This is a genomic window from Pseudocalidococcus azoricus BACA0444, from assembly GCF_031729055.1.
Lineage (GTDB): Bacteria > Cyanobacteriota > Cyanobacteriia > Thermosynechococcales > Thermosynechococcaceae > Pseudocalidococcus > Pseudocalidococcus azoricus.
In genome coordinates this window covers 104,985-121,876 of sequence record NZ_JAVMIP010000008.1, presented here as the reverse complement: position 1 = coordinate 121,876, position 16,892 = coordinate 104,985, and the positions used below count along the sequence as shown (strand labels likewise).

The 16,892-nt window shown below is 49.8% G+C and carries 15 protein-coding genes; 8 read left to right on the top strand and 7 right to left on the bottom strand.

The window, feature by feature from the left end:
- Window positions 1-179: 179 nt before the first annotated feature.
- The 6 genes from RIF25_RS09740 (at window position 180) to RIF25_RS09715 (ending at window position 5,448) form a co-directional block, all read left to right on the top strand.
- Window positions 180-494, top strand: coding sequence for a DUF760 domain-containing protein (locus RIF25_RS09740; RefSeq protein WP_322878349.1), 315 nt, complete (start codon window positions 180-182; stop codon window positions 492-494).
- A 36-nt stretch (window positions 495-530) separates the two neighbouring features.
- Window positions 531-1,658, top strand: a complete 1,128-nt coding sequence (gene mutY / locus RIF25_RS09735; protein WP_322878348.1) for an A/G-specific adenine glycosylase — start codon at window positions 531-533, stop codon at window positions 1,656-1,658.
- Window positions 1,659-1,792: 134 nt separating this feature from the next.
- Window positions 1,793-2,500 (top strand): sigma-70 family RNA polymerase sigma factor, encoded by a 708-nt coding sequence (locus RIF25_RS09730; RefSeq protein ID WP_407682382.1) that lies wholly within the window; start codon window positions 1,793-1,795, stop codon window positions 2,498-2,500.
- A 39-nt stretch (window positions 2,501-2,539) separates the two neighbouring features.
- Window positions 2,540-3,136, top strand: coding sequence for an anti-sigma factor family protein (locus tag RIF25_RS09725; protein WP_322878346.1), 597 nt, complete (start codon window positions 2,540-2,542; stop codon window positions 3,134-3,136).
- A 458-nt stretch (window positions 3,137-3,594) separates the two neighbouring features.
- Window positions 3,595-4,797, top strand: a complete 1,203-nt coding sequence (locus RIF25_RS09720; RefSeq protein ID WP_322878345.1) for a homospermidine biosynthesis protein — start codon at window positions 3,595-3,597, stop codon at window positions 4,795-4,797.
- A 69-nt stretch (window positions 4,798-4,866) separates the two neighbouring features.
- On the top strand, window positions 4,867-5,448 hold the full coding sequence (locus tag RIF25_RS09715; protein ID WP_322878344.1) for a DUF924 family protein: 582 nt from the start codon (window positions 4,867-4,869) through the stop codon (window positions 5,446-5,448).
- Between the two features lie 31 nt (window positions 5,449-5,479).
- Here RIF25_RS09715 and RIF25_RS09710 read toward each other — a convergent pair whose 3' ends face one another.
- The 5 genes from RIF25_RS09710 to RIF25_RS09690 form a co-directional block, all read right to left on the bottom strand.
- Window positions 5,480-6,076 carry a tetratricopeptide repeat protein gene (locus tag RIF25_RS09710; protein WP_322878343.1) on the bottom strand — a complete coding sequence of 199 codons (597 nt, stop codon included), beginning with the start codon at window positions 6,074-6,076 and terminating at the stop codon, window positions 5,480-5,482.
- Between the two features lie 380 nt (window positions 6,077-6,456).
- The gene (dnaE, locus tag RIF25_RS09705; RefSeq protein ID WP_322878342.1) at window positions 6,457-10,320 is read right to left on the bottom strand and encodes a DNA polymerase III subunit alpha; all 3,864 of its coding nucleotides are present in this window, start codon (window positions 10,318-10,320) and stop codon (window positions 6,457-6,459) included.
- Window positions 10,321-10,412: 92 nt separating this feature from the next.
- The gene (locus RIF25_RS09700) at window positions 10,413-12,053 is read right to left on the bottom strand and encodes an ABC1 kinase family protein (RefSeq protein WP_322878341.1); all 1,641 of its coding nucleotides are present in this window, start codon (window positions 12,051-12,053) and stop codon (window positions 10,413-10,415) included.
- A gap of 217 nt (window positions 12,054-12,270) precedes the next feature.
- Window positions 12,271-13,863: a GGDEF domain-containing protein gene (locus RIF25_RS09695; protein ID WP_407682381.1), complete on the bottom strand. Its 1,593-nt coding sequence runs from the start codon at window positions 13,861-13,863 to the stop codon at window positions 12,271-12,273.
- A 52-nt stretch (window positions 13,864-13,915) separates the two neighbouring features.
- Entirely contained in the window at window positions 13,916-14,218 is a 303-nt protein-coding gene (locus RIF25_RS09690; protein WP_322878339.1) for a DUF7734 family protein, read from the bottom strand.
- A 167-nt stretch (window positions 14,219-14,385) separates the two neighbouring features.
- Between RIF25_RS09690 and RIF25_RS09685 the strand changes: the two genes are divergently transcribed.
- The gene (locus RIF25_RS09685; RefSeq protein WP_322878338.1) at window positions 14,386-15,027 is read left to right on the top strand and encodes a DUF305 domain-containing protein; all 642 of its coding nucleotides are present in this window, start codon (window positions 14,386-14,388) and stop codon (window positions 15,025-15,027) included.
- Between the two features lie 45 nt (window positions 15,028-15,072).
- On the top strand, window positions 15,073-15,219 hold the full coding sequence (locus RIF25_RS09680) for a hypothetical protein (RefSeq protein ID WP_322878337.1): 147 nt from the start codon (window positions 15,073-15,075) through the stop codon (window positions 15,217-15,219).
- 7 nt (window positions 15,220-15,226) lie between these two features.
- Here RIF25_RS09680 and RIF25_RS09675 read toward each other — a convergent pair whose 3' ends face one another.
- Both RIF25_RS09675 and dapB read right to left on the bottom strand, forming a co-directional pair.
- Window positions 15,227-15,823 carry an ATP-dependent Clp protease proteolytic subunit gene (locus tag RIF25_RS09675; protein WP_322878336.1) on the bottom strand — a complete coding sequence of 199 codons (597 nt, stop codon included), beginning with the start codon at window positions 15,821-15,823 and terminating at the stop codon, window positions 15,227-15,229.
- Between the two features lie 114 nt (window positions 15,824-15,937).
- Window positions 15,938-16,747: a 4-hydroxy-tetrahydrodipicolinate reductase gene (gene dapB / locus RIF25_RS09670; RefSeq protein WP_322878335.1), complete on the bottom strand. Its 810-nt coding sequence runs from the start codon at window positions 16,745-16,747 to the stop codon at window positions 15,938-15,940.
- Between the last annotated feature and the right edge of the window lie 145 nt (window positions 16,748-16,892).

Sequence of the window (16,892 nt, the reverse complement as noted above, 5' to 3'; positions counted from 1 at the left end):
GCGACTCCGAGACCTGTTAACGCTATTAGAGGAATATTCTGATTTGCTGTAGGAAACATTTATGGATCGGAAAACCGTCAAAGTTTCTATGGTTTTATGCCCCCAGGCCCTGCGTCTGCACTTGTTAAAGTAGGGTTAAGCCAAAACTAGGGCTAAGATTGCAGAAGGATGGCTATCTTATGGATCAATTCTTAAATTCCATGTCCGACCCGGCGACCCCAACTAGCTTAAGTGACTATCTCCAAGGCCTGGATCAAGAGACTGTCGCTCGGATGTCCCGTCCCAGTTCACCGGAAGTGATGGCCCTGATGGATCAACACATTATGAGTTTGCTCGGTCATTTACCCCCCCAGGAATTTGATGTCACCATCACCACCAATCGGGAAAACCTTGGCCGACTCTTAGCCACCGCCCTCATGAGTGGTTATTTCCTGCGGGGAGCCGAACAGCGTCTCAAAATGGAACAGTCTTTAACCAATAGCCATGAACTTTAGATGTCCTTAGCCAGGTCTGGACGTTCAGGTTAGTGGATGGCAACCGTTCAAGATAGCGCGGGACGTTATAGTTCTTCATCATTGCCAGTTCCCCAACTGCGCCAGGCCTTGTTAGGTTGGTATGCCGAATGTGGGCGAGATTTACCATGGCGGCAAACTCAAGACCCCTATGCCATCTGGATTTCGGAAATCATGCTCCAGCAAACCCAGGTGCAAACGGTTATTCCCTACTATCACCGCTGGTTAGAGGCTTTCCCAAATATCTCCACGCTCGCCCAGGCCAGTCAGCAACAGGTGCTCAAACTCTGGCAAGGATTAGGCTACTACGCCCGTGCTCGTAATTTACACACCGCTGCCCAGAAAATTCTCTCGGAACACGACGGCCAGTTTCCCCAAGGTCTAGAGGCTGTGATGGATTTACCGGGGATTGGGCGAACTACGGCCGGGGGAATCCTCAGCGCCGCCTTTAATCAACCCCAGCCCATTTTGGATGGCAATGTCAAACGGGTTTTAGCGCGGCTCTATGCTCTGAAGCAGCCCCCCCAAAAAGTGGTCAAACTCCTTTGGCAGCTGTCCAGTAATTTATTAGATCCAGTAGCTCCCTGTGAGTTTAACCAGGCCTTGATGGATTTAGGGGCCACGATCTGCCTACCCAAAAATCCCCAATGTCCGGCTTGTCCTTGGTTAAACTATTGCCAGGCCCATCAGCAAAACCTTGTCAAGAATATTCCCATGACAACTCCGAGTCAGCCCATTCCCCACAAGATCATTGGTGTAGCAGTGATTTGGAACAGTCAGAATCAGGTGCTAATTGATCGGCGGCCCGCAGATGGGTTACTAGGGGGGCTATGGGAATTTCCGGGGGGCAAAGTTGAACCCAATGAAACAATTCCGGCCTGTATCCAGCGGGAAATCCAAGAGGAAATTGGTATCGAGATTGTGGTAGGAGATGAATTGATTCGGGTGGATCATGCCTATAGCCATTTCAAAGTCACCTTAGTTGTGCATCACTGCCAGTATCTATCAGGAGACCCCCAACCCCTAGCCTGTGAGGAAGTCCGTTGGGTGACGGTTGCCGAGTTGAATGATTACCCCTTTCCAAAAGCTAATGAAAAGATTATTACTGCCCTCTTAGCCCAGGCCCGAGGGGATGAACATCATTAATGAACTAAGGGCTACTGGCTCATGCTGGCCTAGGCCTGGGAACAATTATCGCTGTTTCTTGTCTGAATAAGTAGCTCGCCTTCAGACTGATGGCCGGCCGCACAAATTGACCCTACTCTAGACTAATGACAGCCATGACCTCTACTATTTCCTTATCTTGGCCTGGTGTTGGAGAGCAAAGATCGCTCGCTGGAGAGCTTCGCTCGTTCGCAGAGGAGACCTGTTCTGGGGTGGCTGTTCCGGTATCAAAACTTGCAAATCCAGATTTAGTCCTGCGTTGCCAGGCCGGGTTAAGTCCGGATCGGGCTGCTTTTACAGAACTGTTGCGAAGACACCAATCCCACGTGGAACGGGTTCTCTATCACCTCGCGCCGGATTGGGATGACCGAGCAGATTTGGTGCAGGAGGTTTGGATTCGGGTTTATCGGAATATTAAACGCCTGCAAGATCCCCATAAATTCCGCGGTTGGCTGGGCCGCATTACCACCAATCTTTTCTATGATGAACTGCGGAAGCGCAAACGCCACCAGGCCCCCTTGTCCTTAGATGCCCCCTTAGCCACCGCCGATGGGGAAATGAATTGGGAAATTGCGGCGGCAGACCCCAGTCCCGATGATGTTCTTTCTACGGATGAGTTCTACGCCCAACTCCACCAGGCCATTGCCGATCTGCCAGAGTCCTTTCGGACAACCATTGTTTTGCGGGAAATTGACGGCCTGGCTTATGAAGAAATTGCCGCCATTACGGGGGTATCCTTGGGAACAGTAAAATCTCGCATTGCCCGCGCCCGCGCCCGTCTTCAGGTCCAACTCCAGCCCCATCTCGATGCCCAAAACTTGTAATTCCCCTACCGCTAACTAATTCCTACCCCTGCTAATCCTATGGACAGCCCAAACCCCTTCTCCCCCAAATCCACCCCGCCGAATAGCCCAGACAGCAGCCAAGCGGAACGCTTTGAACTTCTCAGTGCTTACGTGGATGGGGAGGTCACACCCGCCCAACGGGCCCAAGTCGAGGCCTGGTTAGCCACAGAACCGGATTATCAGCATCTTTACCACCGGCTCCTGAAACTACAACAGAGCTTGCACCAGGCTCCTTGTCCTCTGACAACTTCAGCGGAAACCTTGGCCAATCAAGTCCTCGCTAAAGCCCAAAATCGGCCCCGCACCCTCTTAGCCTGGACAGGGGTTGGCGCAGTTTCCGCAGCCGCTTTGGTTGGAGTCTTGAGCAGCGTTTTTCCAGGCCTGCTATCTCCCATCCCTTTGAATGAAACGGCAGCGGCCGATTTAACTCCAACCGCCATCAGAACCACTCCCAGCGGTAATCTCTATGAACCTCAAAATAACTTGGACTTAGAAAATACGGCTAACTTAATGCTGACCTTAGATCGCCCCCCAGTGGCAATTCCCGTTTCTACCCGGACAGAACCTGGCCTGGATCGCCGGACATTGAATTTGAATCCCTCCCCTCAACCCTAAATCCGCCTCACTGGCTCGAAACTTAGTAAAACTTAGTCTATTTATGTCATAGTGGTATCGCATCTGTGTCACGTCTAGGCAAAGCAGTGAAAAATTTGACTCTGATGGGATACATCCGGTTCACGATCTGGGATTTAACCGTCGCCCTTCAACAACGGCGATTATCAGACCCAACCCTATCCTGGGTAGATGGCTGTGAGGGGCCCAGTATCACCTGATCGGCCTGCAACTACGGGTTTGTTTGAGCGTTTTCAGCAAACTGGGTCGGTCACGGGTTAATACGTTTGCGCATTGCCCAACTGGATTTCAAGTTACTTCAGTCTTCTAAAGTCTTTTAAATTGCTGTTGTTCTGTGGGAACGGATTGTAGCAGCGTCCGAGTTGGACTGCATTTCAATGTGTTGTGCGGGAAGCCTCAGGATATAGGCCTGGTTCTCGCGTTGTTTGGAGGGTTTTCTCATGTCTCAAAATTTTACGCGTCCCATTACCCCAACTCCAATTAGGGCTGACGTGAGTGTTGTGGATCTGATCAATAACTATTTCACGGCCTACAACTCAGGGCGGTTGCGGGAGGCTTGCCAATTACTCGCTCAATCTGTGTTTCAGCCTGGAGTAACGGTGGGCTTAAGTTTGTCTGGGGCGATGACACCCACTGGCCTGGGGATTTCTGCCTTAGCGCCCCTGTTGCGGGCCGGCTTTGTGGACTACATCATCAGCACTGGGGCCAATCTCTATCACGACATTCACTACGCCTTGGGGATGGATTTGTATGCCAGTCACCCCTTTGTGGATGATGTCCAACTGCGTCAAGAGAGCCAAATTCGCATCTATGACATTATTTTTGACTACGATGTGCTGCTGGAAACCGATGCCTTTATTCGGCGGGTATTGCGCGAGGCTCCCTTTCAACGGCGGATGGGGACGGCGGAATTTCATCATCTCTTGGGCCAATATGTTCGGGAAGTGGAAGTTAAGCTGAATCGCCCCCACCCCTCGTTGTTATCGACGGCCTATGAATGTGGTGTGCCCATTTATACCTCTTCCCCTGGGGATAGTTCCATTGGCATGAATGTGGCGGCTTTGGCCTTGGAAGGCTCCCAGTTGATTTTAGACCCAGCCATTGATGTCAATGAAACCGCCGCCTTGGCCTATTTTGCGCGGGAGTCGGGGATTCCGGGTGTGCCAGGCCAGAGTGCGGCGGTGATTATTGGGGGCGGGAGTCCAAAAAATTTCTTGCTGCAAACCCAACCCCAAATCCATGAAGTCCTAGGCCTGGAGGAGCGGGGTCATGATTATTTCATCCAAATTACTGATGCTCGACCGGATACGGGGGGCCTGTCGGGGGCTGTTCCCAGTGAGGCTGTCAGTTGGGGCAAGGTAGATCCACAAGGTTTGCGGGATACGGTGGTTTGTTATACCGACAGCACGATTGCCCTCCCGATCCTGACCGCCTACACCCTCAACCAATGTCCAGCCCGGCCTCTAAAACGGTTGTATGATCGGCGCGATGAGTTAATGACGGCCCTGAAAGCGCAATATCTCCAGGCCCAGTTAGGCCGCCGTCAAGTCCAGGCCGAGGAATCAAATCTAGGGGTTTCCCGCCCAGCAGTCCTGAATACCACTGTGGCCACCTATCCCTGTGGGACTCCGATCCGGCGTTAAAATTCCTTTTGCTTTGTGAGAACAGGAACCAACACTGTCTGTAGCCAAGAGAAAAAATAGGTGACGATCATGGGCCTAGCTGATGTTCAAGATATTTTAGAATTTTGGTTTGGCCCAACCGATCACCCCGACTATGGCCAGTCCCGAGACTTTTGGTTTGGCAAGGATGCTGCCTTCGATCTCGCATTAACCACAAGGTTTTTAACGGTTTACCAACAGGCGGCCAGGCATGAACTGATGGCCTGGGAAAATAATCCCTTGAGCAGCTTGGCCTTAACCATTGTCTTGGATCAATTTCCCCGGAACCTGTTTCGCAATACCCCCGAAGCGTTTGCCACTGACCCCTTAGCCCTGAGGGTTGCTCGTCATGCTATTGCCCAAGGATTTGACGCTCAAGTTCTGCCGGTTCAACGCTGGTTTTTCTATTTACCCTTTGAACATAGCGAAAGTCTCACAGACCAAGAAATGAGCTTACAACTTTGGGAGAGATTACAGGGTGATCCCAACAGCAAAAATGCAATTCATTACGCCTATCGGCATTGGGAAGTCATAGCCCGGTTTGGTCGCTTTCCCCATCGGAATCAAATTCTCGGCCGAGCTAGTACACCGGATGAATTAGGGTTTTTAGAGGAGCCTGGGTCGCATTTCTAAATCCATTCTCTCAATCAACTTTTGAGGACGACTAATCACCACCACCGGTTAAGGGACGCGGGGCTTGGTCGTAATAGGAAGCGGACATGGTGGGACTGAGGCTGAGGGAGCGGTTATAGTCTTGGCGGGCCAGTTCAATTTTGCCCATGTCAAAATAGGCCATCCCCCGGCTATAGTAGGCAGCCACAAATTCTGGATCGAGGGCAATGGCCTGATCAAAGTTATTGACAGCAGCGGGAAGGTTTTGCAAGGCCAGATAGGTCATCCCCCGATTGTAGAATGCACTGGCAAAATTTGGGTCGAGTTCAATGGCCTGGTTATAGTCATCTAGGGCTTTGAGGTGATCTCCAAGGTCGGCCTGGGCTAATCCCCGTGCAAAATAGTAATCGGCTAGGCCCTGCTGGGTAATGGCTTGGGTGAAATAGGCAATGGCCTGGGGAAAATCGCCTTGTCCTTGGGCTACTAGACCGAGATTGTAATAATCCTGCGCGGTTTCGGGCTTAATTTGTAACTGCTGTTGGACTTCCGCCGGGGTCAGGGTCGCGACAGCCAGGGAAGGGAGAAGGGAATTGGCGCGGGGTTGGGCCAGAGTGACGGGGGCTAAGGCTCCAGCTAGAAGAATACTCAAACCCAAAGTACGAAGCACTGGAGGAAACATAATATTGATTTGTGGGGGTTAGGGGTTTTAAGTGTAAAGGGAGCGTTATTGAACTGCAAATAAGACGTTAGCCAAGAGTTAGAAATAAGTTTAGTTTTGTAAACGAACAACATAACTCAATCTATGTTTAATCTAGCTTGTTTTCTAAGGTTTCACTTCCCCCCATTGGATGAACTTAACCCGGCCTGGGCAGGCGGTTTTCAAGGGTTAAGCAATTTCCCACCTACTAGTTGCTTGACATATCAACTTACACAAATTGTTTTAAGCTATATAAATCTGAAAGGTTCTCTCTGAGAAACGTCCTTTAATATGTCTATCTTCAACTCTAAATGTGTAAAATCTAGTATCCCCTACACATTAATGACTTGAGGTTGATCGGTTGCCAGTTCCCAAGGGCTGAAGCAGTCTGGTGGTAATTGCCAGAGGTCTAATCCTCGCTGAAAAATGTCCTCAATTCGGTACATTTGTCCATCCCTAGTGAGGAATTTGTGATCGGCAGTGGCTTTAATAGTTGCTCCGGTTTCCAGTTGATATTCAAAGACTTCCTGCCAGGCCCGGCGATGCCATTGAGCGATGGGTTGACTGTAAACATGGCCGTGGGGATTAACACTCAGAATCTGGCACTCGATCTGTTCTTCCACAATCCGCCCAATCTGGAGCCAGCCATATTCCACGGTGTAAAGTTCCGTATCTGCACTGAGGCAATATTCGGCAAACATCACCATCTGTTGAAACAGGTCTTGGGCAATTTTTCCCGGTACGCCATTTTTCGCTGCCCCATCCACAAACATCTGCTCGTGTTTTTGCATTTCCGAGACTTTCTTTTTCCCCATCGCCCGCCGCAACAGGTCTGCCTGACCCAAGGAATAGCCGGCCAAGTCCTGGGCCATTTTCATGATCTGTTCTTGGAAAATTAACACCCCATAGGTTTCGTCAAGAATTGGCTTGAGCAGGTCATGTTCATATTGAATTCGTTCTCGGCCATGTTTGCGGTTAATAAATTTCGGGACTAGGCCAGCATCCAGGGGGCCAGGCCGATAGAGGGCCAGAACAGAGGAAATATCTTCCAGGTTGGAAGGCTTCAGTTCTCGGACAATTTGCCGCATCCCTGAGGATTCCAGTTGGAAAATCCCCTCCAGTTCCCCGCGGGAGAGTAAGGAATAGGTGGCTGGATCATCTAGGGGTAAGGCATCCACATCCACATCCAGATTTTGAAATTGCTGCACCAAGTCCTTGGTTTTTTGGATCATTGTCAAATTCCGCAGACCCAAAAAGTCCATTTTCAACAGGCCAAGGGATTCCAAATCTTCCATGAAATATTGGGTAATCACCGCCCCATCATTGTTGCGTTGGAGGGGCACAATTTCGGCCAAGGGTTCGGAGGCAATCACCACCCCCGCGGCATGAACTCCATAGGTTTTGTTTGTCCCTTCAATCCGCATCGCCAAATCAATCCAGTGGCGCACCCGTTCATCGGTGTCATAAACTTTCTTAAATTCCGGCTCTGGGGTCTCATCGGAAATCATCACTTTCAGTTTGGTCGGTTTGCCCCGGACAATCGGAATCATTTTGGCCATTTTGTCCGCTTCCCCATAGGGAATATCCAACACCCGGGCCACATCTTTCAGCACTGCTTTGGAAGTCATCCGGTTAAAGGTAATGATCTGGGCCACCCGCTCGGTGCCATATTTTTGGGTGACATATTGAATCACTTCATCCCGGCGTTCAATACAGAAATCCGTATCAATATCCGGCATGGATTTCCGTTCCGGGTTTAAGAAGCGTTCAAACAGTAAGCCATGATGGACTGGATCAATGTTAGTAATTCCCAAGGCATAGGCAACAAGAGATCCCGCGGCAGAATTATGAATGGCATACCCATTGGCAACATAAGAAGCATCTGGGGGAACTGAAATATCATAAACCTTGCCACTGAAGTCAATATAGTCTTTAGCCCGAATCTTGATATAAATGTAATTTTCATCAACATAAAAGCTATCATTTCGATAAAAGGCTTGTTCTTTAACACCAATCGGAAAATCCCAGAAATCTGAATTCCAGTTCAATAATTGTTTTCCAGCTAACTTGACTGAATATTCATCAGCCCATTTAGTGTTATCTTTCTTACGGATTAAGATTGAGGCCCAATATCCAAACCGAGCCAAGAGAAAACGTAACTGTGAGGCTAATTGGGGCGAGGTGGTTGTGTATTTAATTGCAATCGTTTTACTAGAAGAACCATTATGACCATCACCCCGAAAAAGATACGCAATGAGGATTCTAGTGTAGTTAGACTGACCATGCAAAATAATATCATTAGGAATAATCTTATGATTTGCTCCCTTGCCACAAATTGCTGCGAGAAATTCCCCAACGATGCGTGAATAAGCAATGACTTGAAGTGAATGGCGCGTTTGGTGAGGCGTAATTTTACTATCAAGACCAAAAACATTTTGTAATAATTGGCTAACTTCTTGGGCATAATCCCACTCCTGATCAGAGAAGCCAAAACCAACGGCACATTCACGCTCGCCTAATCGTGACCACCCTTCAGCAATATAAAACCCTAAAAGTTTGGCCAAGTTTTGATCATAGGGAATGAAACGGGGAATTTTGTGGGTGAGTAGTGAGTTGGTGCCAATTTCATACCAAATGGAGCACTCATCATGTTTGAGATGGGGCTTAGATTCAATGTAATCCAGGAGATCAAACGTCAGAGGTTGCTCAGTCGAATGATTACGGGGGAAAACAACAAAATCATCTTTTTCTAGACTTGAAGCTGGCAACCACTCTAGTTGGTACTTTTCAAAAGGCTTTTCTGAACAATAACGCTGGCAACTGGGTTTACAAATAACAGTCTCAGTTTTAGCTGACTTGACCGTACATCGTTGCGACTGAATTGCCCAAATTTTATGATCCTGGGTGAGGGTCAGGGTTTCGCTGCCGATGGCCAGTTGAATGATTTTTTCATTGCAAGGATATTCAAATTTCTGAGTGACGGGTAGGGCTTGGCCACGATGGGTAATGACGACTTCCCCCACCTGAATATCTTGGATACAAGTCTCTTGACCATTTGCTAATAACACTCGTGTATTGCCTAGAACGCACCCCCGGCCTGGCCCCACGGGAATGCCATTATCCCGCGCATACTTGATGTAATCCCACACGACAAGAAAATAAGTCGAAAAGCCCATTTTTTGGAGCATTTCTAACTCGTATTCCAAGCGTTCCCGATAGCGGGGTTCAACTTCAGTGCGCGTCGTTAAATTAAAGCGGTTGAGTAAGCCTGCCCAGGTGACTTGTTCCAGATAGGTTTCAGCCGTATGGCCGGGGGGGAGAGGATAGGCGGGGCTTTGGGGTTCCCGGAAAATGTCATACCCTTCAATCTTTTCCGCGACGGCCAGGGTGTTTTTAATCGCCATTTCAACAATCTCTGGCTCTAAATGATCCCGAAACAGCAGGGCCATTTCTGCAGCGGATTTGAGATATTCGGTGCCGCTATACCTTAATCGTTTATCTTCTGTAATCAGCTTGCCGGTTTGAATACACAAGAGCGCATCATGGCTTTCCACGTCGTAGCAGGAGATGTAATGGGAGTCGTTCGTGGCAATAATCTCGATTCCCAATTCCTGACTGATTTTCACCAATTCCACATTGACAACCCGATCTTCCGGGGAGCCATGATCTTGAATTTCTAAGTAAAAATCTTCACCAAACCGTTCTTTGTACCAACTGGCCACTCGTCTTGCTACATCGGGTTTGCCGTGCATGATGGCCTGGGGAATTTCACCGCCTAGACAGGCACTGGTGACAATCAAGCCTTCCCGATACTGCTCCAGTAAATCTTTGTTGATACAGGGGCGGGAGAAAATTCCTTTGCTTTGCACCCCTTCGAGATGGGAAATCGTGGTTAGCTTGGCCAGGTTCCGATAGCCTTGGGTATTTTTGGCTAAGACAACTTGATGAAACCGCGGCCGTCGTTCCTGTTTGGTAATATCCCCGTTGATCACATACATTTCGTTGCCAATGATCGGCTTGAGGTTCTTACCCCGACAGAGTTTTAGGAGTTCGACTGCGCCATACATCACCCCATGATCCGTTAAGGCCACCGCGGGCATCCCCAATTCCATGGCCTGGTTGACCAGATCCGGTAACTGACTGGCGCCATCGAGCAAACTGTAGTCACTGTGAATATGCAGGCCAACAAAGGACATAGGGAAAAATTCCGAGGGCGGCTGGATTGACTCTTTATCTTAAACCATCCCTTAGGAGATGCTTGATCTGGGTCTGACTTTGATACACAAACTTAAAATAGGAGTCGCCAGGCCAATCGCCCCAGGCCCAAAACTGCTAAAGCCGTCACCATAAACAGAAAAATCGCCCCGCCCCAATAATCTCCTAAGAGAAGTAATATCCCTCCCAACAAAGTGAAGCCGGCAACAGAGGTCAGTAATAAACATTGCAGGGTCAGATAAACTCGCCGCAGCATGATCTCCGTTTCTGGGGCCTTAACCCGGACTTTAATGTCACCCCGTTCGAGCCGGGCCTGGAAATTTTGTAACAGGATTTCCGTGTGGCTGGGTTGGTTGAGTTTGCGTTGAATAAAGCTTTGGGTTTGTTGGGTCAAGGCCCGCCAGCCCCGTCCCCGCGAACTGAGGGCTAATTGTTTCACGAAGGGTTGAGCCGCGGCCACCAAGTTATAGTTTGCATCCAGCGTCCGGGCAATGCCATCTAAGGTGGTTAAAGACTTGAGGATATAGGTCAGTTTGGCGGGCAGGCGGAAAGGCTGTTGTTGGAAAAGCAGATAAACGTCTTGGCGCATCTGGCTAAAAAATTCCACATCTAGGGGCCGTTCCGTAAATTCCGTCAGAATCACCTGCATGATCCGCTCCACGGTGGACATATCGGCGACGGGTTCAATTAAGCCCAACTGGGTCAAGGTAACAATCACCTGCTGGGTATCTTTCTGGAGGACAGCAAAAAATGTTGCCACCATTTGTTCTTGGTTCAGGGCGGCCACTTCCGTCATCATGCCGTAGTCGTAAAAAATTAAATCTCCTGTGGTTGTCACAGCCAAGTTGCCAGGGTGGGGGTCGGCATGAAAAAAGCCATCAATTAAGAGTTGTTTGAGGTAGCAGCAAATACCCAGTTGATTCAGGGCCTGGGGGTTGAGTCCGTGGGCAGCCAGGGCAGCGCGGTTATCAATCCGGATTCCGGGTAAATATTCCATCGTCAGGACGCGACTGGTGGTGTAGGTCCAGTAAATCTTGGGAACGCGAATATGAGGCTCGGCCTGGAAGTTTTGGCGAAAGCGGTCGGCATTTTGACCTTCCCGGATATAGTCAATTTCTTGCAAGAGGATGCTAAAGAATTCTTCATAAATGGCAGGTAAATCGTAACGGCGACTGACGGGAATCATCCGATGGATCAATTTGACCCAGGCCCCGATTACCCGATAATCCAAGCTCAAAAGTTGCTGTAAATAGGGCCGCTGGACTTTGACAACGACGGCCTCGCCTGTGTGTAATGTGGCTCGATGGACTTGGCCTAAACTAGCGGCTGCCAGGGGTTCAGCGGTAAATTCGGCATAGAGTTCTGGTAGAGGATAACCTAATTCACGGCTGACAATCTCCAAGGCCTGGCGGGAACTAAAGGGGGGAACCCGATCCTGGAGATCACGGAGAGCTTCCACATATTCCCAAGGCAGTAGATCTATCCGAGTGGAGAGAAATTGCCCAATCTTAATAAAGGTCGGCCCCAAATTCAGCAGGGTTTGCACCAGCTGGCGGGCCCGTTTTTGGCGCAGGCGAGCAGAATTCCGATGCCAGGCCCAGTCTCCCAACCACCGCCCCACTAGCCCCAAAATTGCGGTGGTAATTTGCCATTGCCGGGACAATAAAGATTGTGACCGCTGCCAACGCAATAGTTTTTCGGCTCTGATGGACATTGGCAAGACAGCGAGGAAATGGGCTGATTCTATCGCGTTACTCATTTGGGGTGAGACGGGGACAAGTCAGAAATGCTTTATCGGCAGTCTTTTTAACAGTTCTACTCTCTCAGAACAGTCTGGGTCACGGGATCGGCAGGAATGGTCAGATTTACAAGCACTCCCCACCTATTGAACCATTAAGATTGCCTATGCAGGAAACTAGGCCGGGGTACTGTTAGACGTTGGCGGCTAAGACCTGATTACGACCATTGGCTTTGGCGGCGTAGAGAGTTTCATCGGCCGTCCGGTAAAGGCTCATTAGATCCTGGCCCTGGTGGGGAAATTCGGCTACCCCGGCACTAAAACTAACCTGGAATATCTCTCCTTGCTCAGAGGTAAATTGCCTTGTGCGTAACTTCTCCAAGACAAACTCCAGGCGCGCCACCGCTGTCTCTGCCCCCAGGCCATACATCCCAATTAAAAACTCTTCTCCCCCCCAACGGGCCACCACATCCTCTGGACGGAGGGATTGGCGGAGTAAACGAGCCGTTGCGACCAAGACCTGATCACCGCTGCTGTGGCCATACCGATCATTCACCTGCTTAAAGTGATCCAAATCCAACATCACTAAAGATAGGGGTTGAGTCTCGGCCTGGGCCAGTCCAATAAATTTTTCCAGCATTTCCTGGGCTTTACGGCGGTTAAAAATTCCAGTCAGGGGGTCGGTTTCAGCTAAACTCCGTAAGAGGCGGGTGCGTTCGAGGCGGTTCAGAATCCGGGTCACCAGTTCCGGGCCAATGATCGGCTTACTGACAAAATCATCGGCTCCGGCGGCAAATAGGCGGGTGACTAAATCTGGTTCGGTGCTGGCGGTAAAAAAAACAATTGGCAAGCGGCCCCAGCGGGGATCTGAACGCACCATCTGACACAATTCAATCCCGTTAATCCCCGGCATTTGCACATCCAGAATGACGAGATCAGGAATGGTAGCTTCAAGGGCCTGCCAAAACTTCTGGGGATCCTGCACTGCGGTGATATCCAGGCCCCAAGGGGCAAGCACCCGTTTCAGGATTGTAATCGCCACCGGATCATCATCCACAATTAAGACATGGGCCTGGGTGTTCTCTTGGCGATGGAGGAGATCACTAATGGCCTGCCAGACTTGATCCCCACTGACGGGCTTTGCCAAACTAACCCGACTTCCCAAGCGAATTGCTGCTAACCGGGCCCGCCAACTGTCTTCATCGGTGAATAAAATGGTCGGAATTGCCGGACTGGCCTGGGATAAGCGGGAAAGGAGTTGAGAATTAGCTTGGCTGTCGGGGGCTAAATGGGGATTGATTACGACTAAACTGGGGCGATAATCCGCCAGATAAGCCAGACCATCCGCCCAGGTTGTCACTGTCACCAATTGCATTTCCCAGTGCGGGGCATCGCGTCCTAAGGCCTGGGCTAAATCCAAATCCTCATCAATTAATAAAATCTCAGGTTGATCCGGGGGTGCGGCCGGGACAGGGCTGGTTAATTCCTTAAGCTTGCTGCCCCAATGATTGAGTTCTTTTAAGGTCTGGGGGGTAAAGGTCAGGGTTTCGGTGAGGCGTTGGGCAATCATCCAGGCCAGTTGGGTTGCATCGGTAAAGCCCAGGCCCCCCAGGGTCAAGCCTAATTCTGTGGCCAGCTTTTGGGCTGCTTGTCGTTGACCATTGGGGACAACTGCCTGGCTCATCTCCGCCAACAGGGCCTGTAATTGCTGGACTTGGGCCTGATAATTGACCTCAGGGGGTGGCAGGATGTTATCACGGGTATGATCGGCAGAAGATAGCAACACCTTATCCTCCAGGCCCAGATATTCCTAAGCTACTATATTGGCTCAATGCCGATCAAATATTGAGATATTGAGCAACAAACCTTTCCCAAGTGATGTTTTGCTCTAGATATTGCGGTTGGTTAGGGTTGTAGGGACTAGCTAGGCGATCAATGGTTAGGATCTCGGCCTGGGGGGGTAAAACAGGTACATCGGCATCCACCGCCGTCGCGTGCATCAAGGAACTGGAAACCCCCTTAAAGACCATCACATAATCTTCCTGCTCCGTGTTGGCCCCATCCAGCCAGCGGGCACTGATCAGTAAGACCTCTTGGGGGTGCTGCTGGGAGTAGGCTTCGAGTTGTTGGAGGGGAGACATGGCCTGGCAAACTCTGGCTAGGGGCTTGCTTGATATTTTATAGGACTAAAGTCTTAGCTTTTTGATCCAAACTATTACCCAGATTGACGCTGCACCAAGCACCGAATGGGTCAAAATCCTAGGCAGTGGGTATTGCTATAATTAAATTATCTCAGGGGGAAATTATTATGGTAATCAGCAGTCAAAAACTATTCATTACTTTAGGAGTTGGGGCTGCTGTTTTGGGTGGGGGGATTTTTGGGTGGCAGTCCAACTATCAAGGCCTCCAAGCCCAGCCAGAATCCCTACAGGTAATGGGACATTCCCGAACTCCCATGTCTCACGGTGGCCACATGATGATGGTTACAAGTGAAGAACATTACATTGCGGAAATGATCCCCCACCATCAAGAAGCGGTTGAAACGGCGACCCTGATCCTTAACCGCAGTCCACGTCCAGAAATGCGCGCCTTTGCCCAGGCCATTATTGATGTCCAATCAGCAGAAATTTTACAACTCCAGGCCTGGTTAAGAGACTGGTATCCCCAAGCCAAACCAGAAGTCAATTATGTGCCGATGATGCGAGATTTAACCCAGTTACAGGGAGATACCCTCGATCAAACTTTTTTAGAAGATATGATTATGCACCACCACGGCGCAGTGATGATGTCTGAGCAGTTATTAAACAGGGGCCTGGTGAAACATCAACCTGTCGGTGCGTTCGCAAAATCCGTCATCACTACCCAGTCCATTGAAATCAACCAAATGCAGGCCTGGCTCAATAAATGGTTTGGTACAGCAAAAAATTCTGGTTCAATGCATCATCATTAGCAAATCAAGGAAATTAAAGCTCGTCTTGATAATCCAACCGTGATTTTGAATAGCTTTATGCTGGCCTGGACAGAATTTAAGAACTTGGCCTGGGGTAAGACCCAACTAGCCCTGGCAGCCATGCACACCCTAATTTATGCGGGACACCACGAGGAACTACATTCAAAGGTTATGGGAATTACTAACAATTAGCTGATGATTAAGCAGGCCGATCTTCAATGACCCGATCAATCAGGCCATAGTCTTTGGCTTCTTGGGCCGACATAAAATAATCCCGATCCATATCTTTTTCAATTTTTTCAAGCACTTGCCCTGTGTGATGGACATAAAGATTATTCAGTTGGCGACGAATCCGCAGAATTTCCCGCGCTTCAATTTCAATATCCGTTGCTTGCCCACGAGTGCCACCGGAGGGTTGATGGATCATAATCCGGGAGTGAGGCAGAGCGAGGCGTTTACCCTTTGTGCCTGCTGCCAAGAGAAAAGAACCCATCGAAGCGGCCAGGCCAACGCAGATGGTCACTACATCGGATTTGATATGCTGCATCGTGTCATAAATCGCCATCCCAGCCGTGACCGATCCCCCAGGGGAATTGATGTAGAGCATGATGTCTTTGCCTGGGTCTTCTGAGTCAAGGTAAAGCATTACTGCCACAATTTGGTTAGCAATTTCATCATCTACTTCCCGCCCCAAAAAAATAATCCGTTCCCGATAGAGGCGGTTGTAAATGTCAATCCATTGGGTGTAAGGTTCACCGGGCATCCGGTAGGGGACTTTCGGTACACCAATTGGCATAGGAGGCTCCTGGGGGCTAGACTCTCTTTATCTTAACCTGTTGCTCCAATCCCAGAGTTAGCCCCCAAGGAAGAGAAGATGCTTAGAACTGAAAAAGACTCAGGAGCGAGCAACCTAGAGAATTTTTTCCAGGCCCACAATCAGCCGTTTAAGTTGGGTGACTTTGCGAATGGCTAAAACCACACCAGGCATATAACAGGCCCGATCACTGGTGTCATGGCGGAGGGTATAGATTTGTCCAGGCGCACCAAAAATGACCTCTTGATGGGCAATTAATCCGGGCAGGCGAATACTGTGGATATGGATATTTTCAGGGGCGGTGGCTCCTCTGGCTCCAGGGAGATGTTCAGTTTCCACAACTTGGGCTGGATTAAAGGTTTTACCCAGTTCGGCTAACATTTGGGCCGTTTGGAGGGCAGTCCCACTGGGGGCATCGGCTTTTTGGTTGTGATGCAGTTCAATGATTTCCACATGGTCAAAATATTGGGAGGCTTGGATCGCCGCCTGCTGGAGTAAGACCATCCCGATGGAAAAGTTCGGAATGATCAAAACCCCCATGTCGGCTTTGTCGGCAAAATCTGCCAGATCCTGTAACTGGGCTGGGCTGAGGCCGGTTGTGCCCACCACTGGATAAACCCCGTAGGCAATCGCCATGCGGACATGTTCATAAACCGAATTGGGATGGGTAAAGTCCACCATCACCACGGGCTGTTTTTCTTGGGCGGCGGCGACACAAAGCTCTTGCAAGGTTGGGCTGATCACAACATCTAAGGTTCCCAGGCCAATCAGACTGCCAATATCCTCCCCCTGCCCGGTTCGATCGACTACGCCATAAAGCTCTAAATCTGGGGTTTGCTGAATCGTCTTCACCACTTCCCGCCCCATTTTACCCAGCGCACCAACAACAATGACCGGCATGGACATAGCAACTCAGTCCTAAATTTATAGGGTTTCACAATGGTCAGGCCTGGAAGCAAAGGCAATCTTCTCGGCAAAAGTAAACTCTCGGTGCTCTCGGCCCTTTCCTCCAGATCGATCCTATCAGGGGCCTGGGGAAAAGTCAGTTCCG